This is a genomic window from Acidovorax sp. (assembly GCF_047607405.1).
GTDB lineage: Bacteria > Pseudomonadota > Gammaproteobacteria > Burkholderiales > Burkholderiaceae_C > Acidovorax.
Genome location: NZ_JASGDA010000028.1, coordinates 18,026 through 30,162, shown reverse-complemented (window position 1 = coordinate 30,162; position 12,137 = coordinate 18,026). Strand labels below are relative to the sequence as shown.

Below are 12,137 nucleotides of genomic sequence, written 5' to 3'. Positions count from 1 at the left end.
CGCTGCGGGCCGGGGCGCGGCGGGGGCTGGCGCAGGCGGCACGGGCGCTGGTGCCGCCACGGGCGTAGCCTCGGGCCGTGCCCACACGGTCACGCCCATCTCTTGCAGCATGGCGCGCTGGCGCGCATCGAGGTGCAGGCTGTTATGGCTCATAGCGGCAGACTCATCACCACCGCGTCTTCGCGCTCGCCGTCGGCGGCGGGGTAGTAGCGCTTGCGTTCGCCCACGCGGCTGAAGCCGTGGGCTTCGTAGATCTGCCGGGCGCGCAGGTTGCTCACGCGCACTTCCAGCCACAGCCACTGCGCGCCGCGCCCGCGCGACCACAGGGCCAGGGCGTCCAGCAGCACGCGCGCCCAGCCCTGGCGCTGGTATGCGGGCGCGACGGTGATGTTGAGCAAATGCACCTCGTCCACGCCCAGCATGGCGATGAAGTAGCCCAGCAGTTCGTCGCCTGCCGCCAGCACCTGCGCCTGGTAGCCCGCAGCCAGCGCGTCGGTGAAGTTGCCGCGCGTCCAGGGGTGGGTGTAGGCGCGCTGCTCCACGGCCAGCACGGCATCGAGCCAGGCGAGCGTCAGGGGCTCGAAGCGGGCTTCGTCGGGCGCGGGAATGGCGGCAATGGGCAGGGCGCTCATGGGGTGGTGGCCTTGGCTGCGGCGCGTTCGGCGGTGGTCTGCGCCACTTTATCGCGGATGTAGCGCGGCAGCGCCTCGCTGGCGTGTACGGCCTGGCCGGCGGCCAGCAGGGCGGGCGCCAGGCGCAGCAGGGCGCTGGCCGTGGGCAGCGCAGCCACGCGCGGGGCGGCGGGGGCCAGGCGCTCGCCGTAGGGGGCGTGCGCGTTGCCTGCCACCGTCCAGCCCTCGGGGGCCTGCACGGATTCGGGCTTGCCCAGGCCGAAGTCGGCGTCGGCCTGCCATGTGCCGCTGTGCCATGCGCAGCGTGCGTGATAGACCTCGTCCATGCGCGCGTCCAGCACCGCCACCACCTGGGTGCAGCCGTGCTGGTGGCGGGCTTCCTCGGCCACGGCCAGCAGGGTGTCCACGGGCAGCACCGGCACGCCCTTGCCACCGCCTGCGCCAAAGGCCAGGCCCTGGGCCACGGCGCAGGCGGTGCGCAGCCCGGTGAACGAGCCCGGGCCGCGCCCGAAGACGATGGCGTCTAGCGTGTCGAACGACAGGCCCGCCTGCGCCATCAGCCCGCGCACGGCGGGGATCAGCGTGCTGGACGCCTGCGCGCCCCCGGGGCCTTGGTGCTGCAGCACCGTATCGCCACGGCAAACGGCGATGGACAGGGTGTCGGTGCTGGTGTCGAAGGCGAGCAGGTTCATGGAAGGCGGGATTATCGGCGGTGGATAGACTCGGTTCATGCCCTCTCTCCACTTCTGGCGCGCCGTGGCCGCCGTGGCCGCCGTGGCCCTTCTCTGTGCCCTTTCCCCCGCCCGAGCGCAAACGCCCCTGCCGCCCGAGGTCGAATCTGCCCTGGCCCGCGCCAGGCTGCCGGGCGATGCGCTGTCGGTGCTGGTGGCGGACGCCCAGGCGGCGCCCAAAGCCGCGCCGCGCCTGGCGCACCGCGCGCAGGTGCCGGTCAACCCCGCCTCGGTGATGAAACTGGTCACCACCTACGCCGCGCTGGAGCAGCTGGGCCCCGCCTACGTGTGGAGCACGCCCGTCTATATCCAGGGCACGGTGCAGGATGGCAGCCTGCGCGGCAGCGTCTATATCCAGGGCCAGGGCGACCCCAAGCTGGTGGTGGAGCGCCTGTGGCAGCTCATGCGGCGGCTCCAGGCGCAGGGCATCCAGGTGATCGTGGGCGACATCGTGCTCGACCGCACCGCCTTCGACGTGCCTGCCCACGACCCCGCCAGTTTCGACGGCGAGCCCCTGCGCCCCTACAACGCCGCGCCCGACGCGCTGCTGGTCAACTACAAGTCGCAGGCCATGACCTTCGTGCCAGACGCTGCGGCGGGCCTGGCCCGCATCCAGTACGACCTGCCGCTGGCGGGCGTTCAGCGCCAGGCCACCGTGGCGCTGGCCGCGCCCGGGGCCGAGTGCGGCGACTGGCGCGCCGCCCTGCGCGCCGAGCTGTCAGACCCGGCCAAGGTCGCTTTCCAGGGCGTGTACCCCGCCGCCTGCGGCGAGCGCGCCTGGCCTGTCGCCACGGCCGACCCCGACGGCTTCGCGGCGCGCGCGGTGGAAGGCATGTGGCGCGAGCTGGGCGGCAAGCTCACCGGCAGCGTGCGCAACGGCAAGGTGCCTGCGGGCCTCAAGCCGGCGTTCGTCGCCACGTCGCCCGCGCTGGCCGAGGTGGTGCGCGACGTGAACAAATACAGCAACAACGTGATGGCGCAGCAGCTCTTTTTGACTCTGGCGTTGAAGAAAAACGGCACGGCCACCTTCGACGGCGCGCGCGAGGCCCTGCGCCAGTGGTGGCAGGCGCGCATGGGCGATGCCGATCTGCCCGTGGCCGACAACGGCGCGGGCCTGAGCCGCGACGCGCGCCTGACAGCGCAGGCGCTGGCCCGCATGCTGCAAACGGCTTGGCAGTCGCCCGTTATGCCCGAGCTGCTCGCGTCCCTGCCCGTGGCCGGGGTCGATGGCACGCTGCGCCGCAGCCAGAGCCGCGCGGGCGCGGCGCACCTCAAGACCGGCAGCCTGCGCGACGTGATGGCCGTGGCGGGCTATGTACATGCGGCCAGCGGGCGGCGCTACGTGCTCGTCGCCATCGTCAACCACGCCAACGCGGGCGCGGCGCGCCCGGTGCTCGACAGCCTGATCGACTGGACGGCGCGGGATCAGTAACGCCGGGCGCTTGTCGCCCAGGCGTCCCGGCCCGTGTTATCCCCTATGGATGCTGCAGCGCGAGCGGGCGCAGGATGCCTCGTTTCTTTTCAGCCCGAGGTACTTCCATGACGATGATGACGACGAAGCATTTCCGCCTGAGCTGCGTGGCTGCCGCCACCTTGGCGCTCGCCGCCTGCGGCGGCTCCGACGACCCCGCGCGGGGCACGCTGCTGGAATCGGCCACGACGGTCAGCACCCTCACCGCCGCGCAAATCGACGCCTCCACCGCCGCAAGCGGGCTGCAGGCCGTCAGCGGGACGGCCAAATGCGACGTGAAGGTGGTGGCGCTGAACTACGCCACCGTCGGTGCCAAGGGCGAGAGCGGCCAGAACGCTTCGGGCGTGATGCTGGTGCCCGCAGGCGCTTGCGCCAGCGATTCCGCTCCTCTGGTGGCGTATGCCCGTGGCACCAACGTGCTCAAGACGCGCACCCTGGCGAACCCGCAGGACGCCGAGACCTTCTCGCTGATCGCCTTCTTCGCGGCGCAGGGGTATGCCGTGGTGGCGACCGACTACCTCGGCTATGCCAAGTCCAGCTACACCTACCACCCCTACCTGGACGCGGAGTCCGAGGCCAGCTCGGTGATCGACTCGGTGCGGGCGGCGCGCAACGCGGCGTCGGCGGTGGGCGCCACGCTGTCGGGCAAGGTGATGTTCACCGGCTACTCTCAGGGCGGGCATTCGTCCACGGCGGCGCAGCGCGCGGCCGAGCGTGACAACAGTGCGGAATTCAACGTCGTGGCAGGCGCCCACCTCGCAGGCCCCTACAACCTGGGCACCGCGCTCAGCCTTTCGACGCCCACGGCCGGCTCGCAACTGTTCCTGCCCTTCATCGTCACGGCTTGGCAGCATGCCTACGGCAACATCTACAGCACGGCGTCGGACGCCTTCCAGGCGCCCTACGACACCAGCCTGGAAACCGCCTTCCCCACGACGGACGCTGCCAGTCTCTATGCCTCGCTGCGCCTGGACCTCGCGCCCAGTGCCGCGCTGGACCTGATCATGCAGCCGACGTTCCTGGCGGCCACGCGCGCCAAGACCAATGCGCTGTACCAGGCGGGGGTCAAGAACAGCTTCCTGGGCTGGACGCCCAAGGCGCCGGTGCTGCTGTGCGGCGGCAAGGGCGACCCGGTGGTGCCGCCCGCCATTCACCAGGACGTGCTGATGGCCGATCTCACCGCGCGCGGCGTCAACAACGTCACCTCGGTGGACGTGGATGCGCAAGTCCAGGCGGCATTCGGTCCTGGCGGCACGGCGCCGACCGACTCCACCTCTGCCGAATTCGCCACCTACTACGCCAACTACCACTCGCCGTACGAGCCCATGTTCTGCTACGCGGCGGCACGCCAGTTCTTCGACACCAAGCGCTGACGGCACGCGGCGTCAAAAAAAACCGGCCTGCGGGCCGGTTTTTCATCGACTGTGCCCCGCTGCCTACCAGCGCGCGCTCAGCAGGTCGTAGGCGTACGTGCCGAACAGGCGGTGGGCCAACGGCGTCAGGTACACCGGGTCGGCAAACACGTAGGTGTCCTGGCTGGCGCCCGACACCAGGGTCGAGGTGGTACACAGGGACGAGTTCACCTGGCCCGTGCCGATGCCGATGCCGTTGCCGGAGTCCACCGAGGTACACACCGGATCGACGGCGTTGTTGAAGCCGTAGCTGGCGGGCGAACTCGTGTACAGGTTCACGTAATAGGCCAGGTCCACGTACAGCACGTTGGCGCCCAGGTCCACGATGCCGATCTTCAGCCCTTCGTTGAACCGGCTGCTGGCGCTGGAGAGCAGGTCCTCGCGGCCAATGGTCGCGGCCCAGGGCGTGCGGCCCAGGTCGTAGGTGCCGACCACCACCACGTGCTTGGCGCCCGCGTCCACCAGGCGCTGCACCTGGGTGGCCATGTCCGCGCCGGCCTGGCGGGCGGCGGCCACCATTTCGTCCTCGGTCTGCGTGCCGGCCTGCACGGCGGCCATGCCGACGATCACGTCGCTGACGCCGCCGCTCATCAGCACCACGTCGTTGTCGCCAAAGCTGTCGCTGGCCAGGTAGGCGGTGATCTGGTCGCTCAGGGTGAGCGTGGAGGTGTTGCCCGCCGCGTCGGGCTGGGCCGTGATGCGGGCGTTGCCCACGGCGTAGCTCAAGCCGCCGGCCGATACGGGGGTCAGGGTCTTGCCGTAGTTGGACGTGAGCTGCAGGGTCCAGTTGTTGACGCTGCCGTCGTTGACGGTGTAGAGCGAGCCGTTCTGCCCCACGTCGTTGTTGGCGTCGCCGAAGGCGATGAAACGATCGGGCGTGATGGCCGATTCGGTGGTGCTGGAGCCGCAGGCCGCCAGCAGTGCAGCCGACGCGCAGACGGCCAGAAGAACGGTGCGGCGCACCCAATTTGCTGCCATGTGAATCTCTCCGGAAATGCGGGGGGCTAGTTTACCGCCGCGTCAGTTTGCTGCTGCCGCGCGTGCCAGCCGGTCGCACACGCCTTCCCATTCGGGGGCGTCGGGCGGGGTCTCGATCCAGATCAGCTTCACGCCCGCGTCGTCGAACGCGCGCAGCGCCGCGAACAGCTGCTGCGCGGCGGCGGCGGCGTCGTCGGGCATGCGGCGCATGACCAGCTTCGACGACTGGGTGCGCAGCGCGGCGCGGGCATAGACGGCGATGTGGGCGGCCTCGGCGCCCAGCAGGTCCAGGCCGGTTTGCAGGGCCTTGGCGTCCATCAGACGCACCTTGGCGGTCGGCGCATAGTGGGCCTCAAGGGTGCCTGACGCGCGTGGGGTCTGTGCTGGCAGCTCATCTTTCGATAGCGGTGCGGTGCCGCAGGCGGCCTGGATCTGCGCGCGCGTGATGGCGCCCGGGCGCAGCAGCACGGGCACGCCGCGCGTGCAGTCCACGATGGTGCTCTCGATGCCCACGGCGCAGGGGCCGCCGTCGAGCACCAGCAGCCCGCTGCCGAACTCGCTGGCGACGTGTGCGGCGGTGGTCGGGCTCACGCGGCCGAAGCGGTTGGCGCTGGGCGCGGCCACGCCGTGCAGGCCCTGGGCGGCGCAGGCTTGCAGCAGCGCCTGTGCCACGGGGTGCGCGGGGCAGCGCAGGCCCACGCTGTCCTGCCCGCCCGTGGCGGCGTTCGCCACGCCTGCGCGGCGCGGCAGGATGAGCGTGAGCGGGCCGGGCCAGAACGCATCGGCCAGGGCCTGGGCGAAGGCGGGCACATCGCGGGCGAAGTGGGCGATGTCCCGGGGCGCTGCGACATGAACGATCAGCGGGTGGTCGCTGGGGCGGCCCTTGGCGGCGAAGATCCTGGCCACGGCTGCGTCGTTGCCTGCGTCGGTCGCCAGGCCGTACACGGTTTCGGTGGGCAGGCCCAGCAGTTCGCCACGGCCCAGCGCCTGCGCGGCGGCGGCGATGGCCGAGGGGTCGCTGCCGTCCAGGACCATGGTCAGAACGCTGCGATGCCCAGCAGCGCGGCGGCCTGCAGCGCCGTGGCGCGCGCGGCATCGGCAGTGGGCGCGGTGATGTTCAGGTGCCCCATCTTGCGGCCCCGCTTGGCGTCGCGCTTGCCGTACAGGTGCAGGTGGGTGCCAGGCAGGGCCAGCACCTCGGCCCAGGGCGGCGTTTGCGGCGTGTCGCCGTGCGCGAACCACAGATCGCCCAGCAGGTTGAGCATGATGGCGGGGCTGTGCTGGCGCGGCTGCGTGAGCGGCAGGCCCGCCAGGGTGCGCACCTGCAGCTCGAACTGCGACACGTCGCAGGCGTTCTGGCTGTAGTGGCCGCTGTTGTGCGGGCGCGGGGCGATCTCGTTGACCACCAGGCTGCCGTCGTGCAGCACGAAGAATTCCACGCACAGCACGCCCACGTACTGCAAGCCTTCTGCTACTGATTTTGTAGCTGCCAGCGCTTGACTGGCAAGCGCTGGAGGCACATTTTGTTCATAAACCTCGGTCACGGCCAGGATGCCGTCGCGGTGCAGGTTGCGCTGCACGGGCAGGTTCACGATGGCGCCGTCGGCGCCGCGCGCGACGATGACGGAGCATTCCAGCGCCAGCGGCAGCATCTTCTCCAGCACGCAGGGCACGCGGCCCACGCTGTCCCAGGCGGCGGCCAGCTCGGCGGCGGTCTTCACGCGCACCTGGCCCTTGCCGTCGTAGCCGAGGCGGGCGGTTTTCAAAATGCCAGGCAGCAGGCCGGGCGGCACCGCCGCCAGTTGCTCCGCCGTTTCGATGACGGCATAGGGCGCGCAGGGCACGCCGCAGGCCGTGAAGTGCGCCTTCTCCCGCGCGCGGTCTTGCGCCACCGATACGGCGCTGGCGGCGGGCGACACGGGGCGCTGGCCCGCGAGCGTCGCCAGCGCGGCGGCGGGCACGTTCTCGAACTCGGTGGTGATGGCGTCGGCCACGCGCGCCAGCTCGGCCAGGCCCGCCGGGTCTTCGTAGCCGGTGCGGATGTGGTGGTGGCTCACCAGCCCGGCGGGGCTGGTCGGGTCGGCGTCGAGCACCGCCGTGAAGTAGCCCATGGCCTGGGCCGCGTGGACGAACATGCGGCCCAGCTGGCCGCCGCCGAGCACGCCAAGGGTCGATCCGGGCAGAAGGGGAGTGTTCATCATGCGGCAGGCGGCAGGGTCATGTTGCGCGCCGCCTCGGTCTGCGCGGCGCGGAAGGCGTCGAGCTGCTGGCGCAGCGCGGGGTTCTCGTTGGCGAGCAGCGCCACGGCGAACAGCGCCGCGTTGGCCGCGCCCGCGGTGCCGATGGCGAACGTCGCCACGGGCACGCCCTTGGGCATCTGCACGATGGAATGCAGCGAGTCCACGCCCTGCAAATGGCGGCTGGCGACGGGCACGCCCAGCACGGGCACGGGTGTCTTGGCGGCGATCATGCCCGGCAGGTGGGCCGCGCCGCCCGCGCCCGCGATGATGGCCTTCAGGCCCCTGGCCGCCGCTGCCTCGGCGTAGGCGAACATGTCGTCGGGCATGCGGTGGGCGGACACGACGCGCGCCTCGTGGGCAACGCCGAACTGTTCGAGGATCTGCACTGCGTGCTGCATGGTGTCCCAGTCGCTGCTGGAACCCATGACCACGCCGATCTGGATGGGCTTCATGGTGGTGGGCTGGGGGAAACCCGCGATTTTACGGGGGCCGCACCGGGGCACCCCGTGGGCCTTCAAATTGCGGGAAAATCCCCGCCCATGATCGATGTCACCGTAGAAAACTTTGAAGCCGAGGTGGTTGCCGCCTCGATGGACGTGCCTGTGCTCGTGGACTTCTGGGCGCCCTGGTGCGGCCCGTGCAAGTCGCTCGGCCCGGTGCTGGAGAAGCTGGAGACCGAGTACGCGGGCCGCTTCAAGCTGGTCAAGATCGACTCCGACCAGGAGCAGCAGATCGCCGCCATGTTCGGCATCCGCAGCATCCCCACCTGCGTGCTGCTGATGAACGGCCAGCCGGTCGATGGCTTCATGGGCGCGCTGCCCGAGGGCCAGGTGCGCGCCTTCCTCGACAAGCACCTGCCCAGCGCCGAGGAAATGATCGCCGAGGCCGAGGAAGAAGCCGCGCACGAGGCCCTGGCCGACGGCGACACCGACGCCGCGCTGGAGCGCCTGCAACACGCCGTCGCCACCGACCCCGCCAACGACGAGGCGCGCTTCGACTACGTCAAGCTGCTGCTCACCCTAGGCCGCGAGGACGACGCCAAGGTCGCCTTCGCCCCCGTCATCGCCAAGGCCGCAGGATCGCGCCGCCTCGGTGCGCTGAAAAGCTGGATGGATGCTCTTGATTTTGTAGCTGCTGGCGCTTATGGGGAAAGCGCTGGAGCCGAATTTGACGCAAAGATTGCGGCGAACAAGCGCGACTTCGACACGCGCTACGCCCGCGCCCGCTGGCTCATCGCCCGCCAGCGCTGGACGGACGCGATGGACGAGCTGCTGGAGATCCTCATGCGCGACAAGGGCTGGAACGACGAGGCCGCGCGCAAGACCTACGTCGCCATCCTCGAAATCATCGAACCGCCCAAGCCCAAGGTGGCCGAGGGCCAGATCCCGCCCGAAGACCCGGTGGTCGCCACCTACCGCCGCAGGCTGTCGAGCGTGGTGTTGAGCTGAACCGTCAGCCGGTCAGCCGCTCCAGTGCCTCGCGGTACTTGGCGGCTGTCTTCTCGATCACCTCGCGCGGCAGGCGCGGCGCGGGGGCGGTCTTGTCCCAGGGCCTGCCGTTCACCTGGGCCTGCTCCAGCCAGTCGCGCACGAACTGCTTGTCGTAGCTCGGCGGGTTCTCGCCCTTGGCCAAGGCGTCGGCATAGCCCTCGACGGGCCAGTAGCGCGAGCTGTCGGGCGTCAGCACCTCGTCCATCAGCACCAGCGTGCCGTCGGGCGCGAGGCCGAACTCGAATTTCGTGTCGGCGATGATCATGCCCTTTTGCAGCGCGATGGCGGCGGCGGCCTCGTAGAGCGCGATGCTGATGTCGCGGATGCGCGTGGCGAGGTCGGGGCCGATCATCTCCACCGTGCGCTCGAAGGTGATGTTCTCGTCGTGCTCGCCCACGGCGGCCTTGGCGGCGGGCGTGTAGATGGGCGCGGGCAGCTTGGCGGCGTTGGTCAGGCCCTCGGGCAGCGGCACGCCGCAGACGCGGCGACCGTCCTGGTATTCCTTCCAGCCGCTGCCCGCCAGGTAGCCGCGCACCACGGCCTCGACCGGGATGGGCTTGAGGCGCTGCACCAGCATCGAGCGGCCCTTGATCTGCGCGGCCTCGGCGGGCGTGACCACGCTCTCGGGCGCGTCGCCCGTCAGGTGGTTGGGCACGATGTGGCCCAACTTGTCGAACCAGAACAGCGCCATCTGCGTGAGCAGCTCGCCCTTGCCCGGAATGGGCTCGCCCATGATCACGTCGAAGGCCGACAGGCGGTCGCTGGCCACCATCAGGATGCGGTCGTCGCCCACGGCGTAGTTGTCGCGCACCTTGCCGCGCGCCAGCAGGGGCAGCGACGTGAGGGCGGACGTGTGCAGGGCGGGGGAGCGGGGCTGGGTCATGGCAGAGGGAGATGGTCCGGTTCAACGGGGGCGGGACGGGAATTCTAGGTCTCCCAAAGCCCGCCCATTGTGCGCGCTTTTGGTGCGACTGGCATCTTGGCGGGCATAACCCGGGTCGCAGGTCGGGCTGGGTTGCTTTTCGGCAGGGGCGGGAGCATAGTGGATTCGCCAGTTGCCCTGATTCCGGGCAGCGTTTTCCCCGAGAGTGTCACAACAGGAGGCTTATTCATGAATTTGACGATCAGTGGTCACCACCTCGAAGTAACTCCCGCACTGCGCAGCTACGTCACCACCAAGCTGGATCGGATCACCCGGCATTTCGACCAGGTGGTCGATGTCAAGGTGCTGCTGACGGTAGAGAAGCAAAAGGAAAAGGAGAAGAGGCAGCGGGCGGAATGCAACATCCACGTCAAGGGCAGTGACCTGTTTGCCGAGAGTTCGCACGCCGACCTGTACGCCGCCGTGGACGAACTGGTGGACAAGATGGACCGCCAGGTCGTGCGCCACAAGGACCGCCTGCAGAACCATCACCACGACGCCGCCAAGCGCGAACTGAATGCATGATGGTGCGCCGGTCCTGAGCCACGGCACCGCAGCCGCCCATTGGGGCGGTTTTTTTGCGGCTGGCGGTTCTTGCTCAGGGTTTTCGCCAGTATGTGCATAATTGTTACCGTGACCATGAACCGACTCGCCTCCATCCTGCCCTCCGCTCAAGTGCTCGTGAGCGTGGACGCCACCAGCAAGAAGCGTGCTTTTGAAGAAGCGGGGTTGCTGTTCGAGGCCCAGCACGGCCTCTCGCGCGCACTCATCACCGACAGCCTGTTCGCCCGCGAGCGCCTGGGCTCCACGGGCCTGGGCCATGGCGTGGCGATTCCGCACGGGCGCATCAAGGGCCTGAAGGCGCCCATGGCGGCGGTGTTTCAGCTGCTGCACCCGATCGGCTTCGATGCGCCGGACGAACTGCCCGTGGGCCTGCTCATCTTCCTGCTGGTGCCCGAGGCGGCCACACAGAAGCACCTGGAGATCCTCTCCGAGATCGCCGAGCTGCTCAGCGATTCGGCCTTGCGCGAAAAGCTCAAGGCCTGCACCGATGCCGCCGAGCTGCACGGCATGATCGTCGGCTGGCAGTCCACGCAGGCGGCATGACCACCCCCCTGAGCGGCTGCGCCGCTTCCCCCCGCTCTCGCATGGCTGCGCAATGCGGGCAGGGGGACGACGCCACTGGCCTGGCAAAGCCAGTTCCACGGCGTCCGCTGGCATGGGGTCGCGCCAGTTTTGGCGGTTGCGGGCGAATCTCGGCACCAGGGTTTGCTGCCGCATTCTTCGTTCGTTTGCCGTGAAGCCCAACGTCGTCAGCGCCGATGTCCTGTTCGAGGAGTTCCGCGGCCTGCTGAGGTGGGAATGGGTTGCGGGCCTGGGCGCTTCGGAACGGCGCTTCGACGAAGTGGCCGTGCGCTCCGCGCGCTCCGGCGCCGACCTGGTGGGCTACCTCAACTACATCCACCCCTACCGCGTGCAGATTCTGGGTGAGCGTGAGGTCGCCTACCTGAGCGGTGTCGGCACCAACGAGGACTGCAGGCGCCGCATTGCCCGCATCGTGACGCTGGAGCCGCCCGTGCTGGTGCTGGCCGACGGCCAGAGCGCGCCCGAGGCGCTGGTGTCCATGTGCGAGCGCGCGCAGATCCCGATGTTCTCCACGCACGAGTCATCGGCCTTCGTCATCGACGTGCTGCGCGCCTACCTGTCCAAGCATTTCGCCGACCGCACCACCATGCATGGCGTGTTCATGGACATCCTGGGCCTGGGTGTGCTGATCACCGGCGAATCGGGCCTGGGCAAGAGCGAGCTGGGGCTGGAGCTGATCTCGCGCGGCAATGGCCTGGTGGCCGACGACGCGGTGGACTTCTATCGCATCAACCAGACCACCATCGAGGGCAAGTGCCCCGAACTGCTGCAGAACCTGCTGGAAGTGCGCGGCATCGGCCTTTTGGACATCCGCGCCATCTTTGGCGAGACGGCGGTGCGCCGCAAGATGCGCCTGAAGCTCATCGTTCACCTGGTGCGCAAGGAAACGCTGGAGCGCGACTACGAGCGCCTGCCCTACGAGCCGCTCACGCAGGACGTGCTGGGCGTGCCCGTGCTCAAGGTGGTGATCCAGGTGGTGGCGGGGCGCAACATCGCCGTGCTGGTGGAGGCCGCCGTGCGCAACACCATCTTGCAGCTGCGCGGCATCGACACCTACCAGGAATTCGTGGAACGCCACCGCCGCGCCATGGAGCAGGGCGGCGGGCACTGAACGC

General features: G+C 69.6%; 13 protein-coding genes. 6 read left to right on the top strand and 7 right to left on the bottom strand.

Going from position 1 to position 12,137, the window contains the following annotated elements; genetic code table 11:
* Positions 1–149 precede the first annotated feature (149 nt).
* Positions 150–632, bottom strand: a complete 483-nt coding sequence (gene rimI, locus QM569_RS03755) for a ribosomal protein S18-alanine N-acetyltransferase (protein ID WP_414985889.1) — start codon at positions 630–632, stop codon at positions 150–152.
* Positions 629–1,324: a tRNA (adenosine(37)-N6)-threonylcarbamoyltransferase complex dimerization subunit type 1 TsaB gene (gene tsaB / locus QM569_RS03750; protein ID WP_414985888.1), complete on the bottom strand. Its 696-nt coding sequence runs from the start codon at positions 1,322–1,324 to the stop codon at positions 629–631. The genes rimI and tsaB overlap by 4 nt, the downstream gene beginning before the upstream one ends.
* 37 nt (positions 1,325–1,361) lie before the next feature.
* Between tsaB and dacB the strand changes: the two genes are divergently transcribed.
* Both dacB and QM569_RS03740 read left to right on the top strand, forming a co-directional pair.
* Positions 1,362–2,795 (top strand): D-alanyl-D-alanine carboxypeptidase/D-alanyl-D-alanine-endopeptidase, encoded by a 1,434-nt coding sequence (gene dacB / locus QM569_RS03745; protein ID WP_414985887.1) that lies wholly within the window; start codon positions 1,362–1,364, stop codon positions 2,793–2,795.
* Positions 2,796–2,911: 116 nt separating this feature from the next.
* On the top strand, positions 2,912–4,207 hold the full coding sequence (locus QM569_RS03740) for a lipase family protein (protein WP_414985886.1): 1,296 nt from the start codon (positions 2,912–2,914) through the stop codon (positions 4,205–4,207).
* 63 nt (positions 4,208–4,270) lie between these two features.
* On the opposite strand, the gene QM569_RS03735 is transcribed toward QM569_RS03740, so the two are convergent.
* The 4 genes from QM569_RS03735 to purE are packed head-to-tail and all read right to left on the bottom strand — an operon-like array spanning position 4,271 to position 7,916.
* Entirely contained in the window at positions 4,271–5,224 is a 954-nt protein-coding gene (locus QM569_RS03735) for an SGNH/GDSL hydrolase family protein (protein ID WP_414985885.1), read from the bottom strand.
* Positions 5,225–5,266: 42 nt separating this feature from the next.
* Positions 5,267–6,259, bottom strand: coding sequence for an L-threonylcarbamoyladenylate synthase (locus QM569_RS03730; RefSeq protein ID WP_414985884.1), 993 nt, complete (start codon positions 6,257–6,259; stop codon positions 5,267–5,269).
* Positions 6,260–6,261: 2 nt separating this feature from the next.
* Positions 6,262–7,422: a 5-(carboxyamino)imidazole ribonucleotide synthase gene (locus tag QM569_RS03725; protein WP_414985883.1), complete on the bottom strand. Its 1,161-nt coding sequence runs from the start codon at positions 7,420–7,422 to the stop codon at positions 6,262–6,264.
* Positions 7,422–7,916: a 5-(carboxyamino)imidazole ribonucleotide mutase gene (purE, locus tag QM569_RS03720; protein WP_414985882.1), complete on the bottom strand. Its 495-nt coding sequence runs from the start codon at positions 7,914–7,916 to the stop codon at positions 7,422–7,424. The genes QM569_RS03725 and purE overlap by 1 nt, the downstream gene beginning before the upstream one ends.
* Positions 7,917–8,003: 87 nt before the next feature.
* On the opposite strand from purE, the gene trxA reads away from it, so the two are divergent.
* A complete protein-coding gene (trxA, locus tag QM569_RS03715; RefSeq protein WP_414985881.1) occupies positions 8,004–8,912 on the top strand; it encodes a thioredoxin in 909 nt (302 codons plus the stop codon).
* Between the two features lie 4 nt (positions 8,913–8,916).
* On the opposite strand, the gene QM569_RS03710 is transcribed toward trxA, so the two are convergent.
* Complete coding sequence (locus QM569_RS03710; protein ID WP_414985880.1) at positions 8,917–9,837, bottom strand: phosphoribosylaminoimidazolesuccinocarboxamide synthase; 921 nt, start codon at positions 9,835–9,837, stop codon at positions 8,917–8,919.
* A gap of 228 nt (positions 9,838–10,065) precedes the next feature.
* Here QM569_RS03710 and hpf point away from each other — a divergent pair, with 228 nt between their 5' ends.
* From hpf to hprK, 3 genes are all read left to right on the top strand, one after another.
* A complete protein-coding gene (gene hpf / locus QM569_RS03705; RefSeq protein ID WP_414985879.1) occupies positions 10,066–10,401 on the top strand; it encodes a ribosome hibernation-promoting factor, HPF/YfiA family in 336 nt (111 codons plus the stop codon).
* 114 nt (positions 10,402–10,515) lie between these two features.
* A complete protein-coding gene (locus QM569_RS03700) occupies positions 10,516–10,983 on the top strand; it encodes a PTS sugar transporter subunit IIA (RefSeq protein ID WP_414985878.1) in 468 nt (155 codons plus the stop codon).
* Between the two features lie 190 nt (positions 10,984–11,173).
* Positions 11,174–12,133 (top strand): HPr(Ser) kinase/phosphatase, encoded by a 960-nt coding sequence (gene hprK, locus QM569_RS03695; protein ID WP_414985877.1) that lies wholly within the window; start codon positions 11,174–11,176, stop codon positions 12,131–12,133.
* The last annotated feature ends 4 nt before the right edge of the window (positions 12,134–12,137 follow it).

Bases quoted from the DNA above. Each gene is read 5' to 3' on its own strand.
- trxA (WP_414985881.1), top strand. From the start codon at position 8,004: ATGATCGATGTCACCGTAGAAAACTTTGAAGCCGAGGTGGTTGCCGCC.
- QM569_RS03725 (WP_414985883.1), bottom strand. From the start codon at position 7,422: ATGAACACTCCCCTTCTGCCCGGATCGACCCTTGGCGTGCTCGGCGGC.
- QM569_RS03710 (WP_414985880.1), bottom strand. From the start codon at position 9,837: ATGACCCAGCCCCGCTCCCCCGCCCTGCACACGTCCGCCCTCACGTCG.
- rimI (WP_414985889.1), bottom strand. From the start codon at position 632: ATGAGCGCCCTGCCCATTGCCGCCATTCCCGCGCCCGACGAAGCCCGC.
- QM569_RS03735 (WP_414985885.1), bottom strand. From the start codon at position 5,224: ATGGCAGCAAATTGGGTGCGCCGCACCGTTCTTCTGGCCGTCTGCGCG.
- dacB (WP_414985887.1), top strand. From the start codon at position 1,362: ATGCCCTCTCTCCACTTCTGGCGCGCCGTGGCCGCCGTGGCCGCCGTG.
- purE (WP_414985882.1), bottom strand. From the start codon at position 7,916: ATGAAGCCCATCCAGATCGGCGTGGTCATGGGTTCCAGCAGCGACTGG.
- tsaB (WP_414985888.1), bottom strand. From the start codon at position 1,324: ATGAACCTGCTCGCCTTCGACACCAGCACCGACACCCTGTCCATCGCC.
- hpf (WP_414985879.1), top strand. From the start codon at position 10,066: ATGAATTTGACGATCAGTGGTCACCACCTCGAAGTAACTCCCGCACTG.
- QM569_RS03730 (WP_414985884.1), bottom strand. From the start codon at position 6,259: ATGGTCCTGGACGGCAGCGACCCCTCGGCCATCGCCGCCGCCGCGCAG.
- QM569_RS03740 (WP_414985886.1), top strand. From the start codon at position 2,912: ATGACGACGAAGCATTTCCGCCTGAGCTGCGTGGCTGCCGCCACCTTG.
- QM569_RS03700 (WP_414985878.1), top strand. From the start codon at position 10,516: ATGAACCGACTCGCCTCCATCCTGCCCTCCGCTCAAGTGCTCGTGAGC.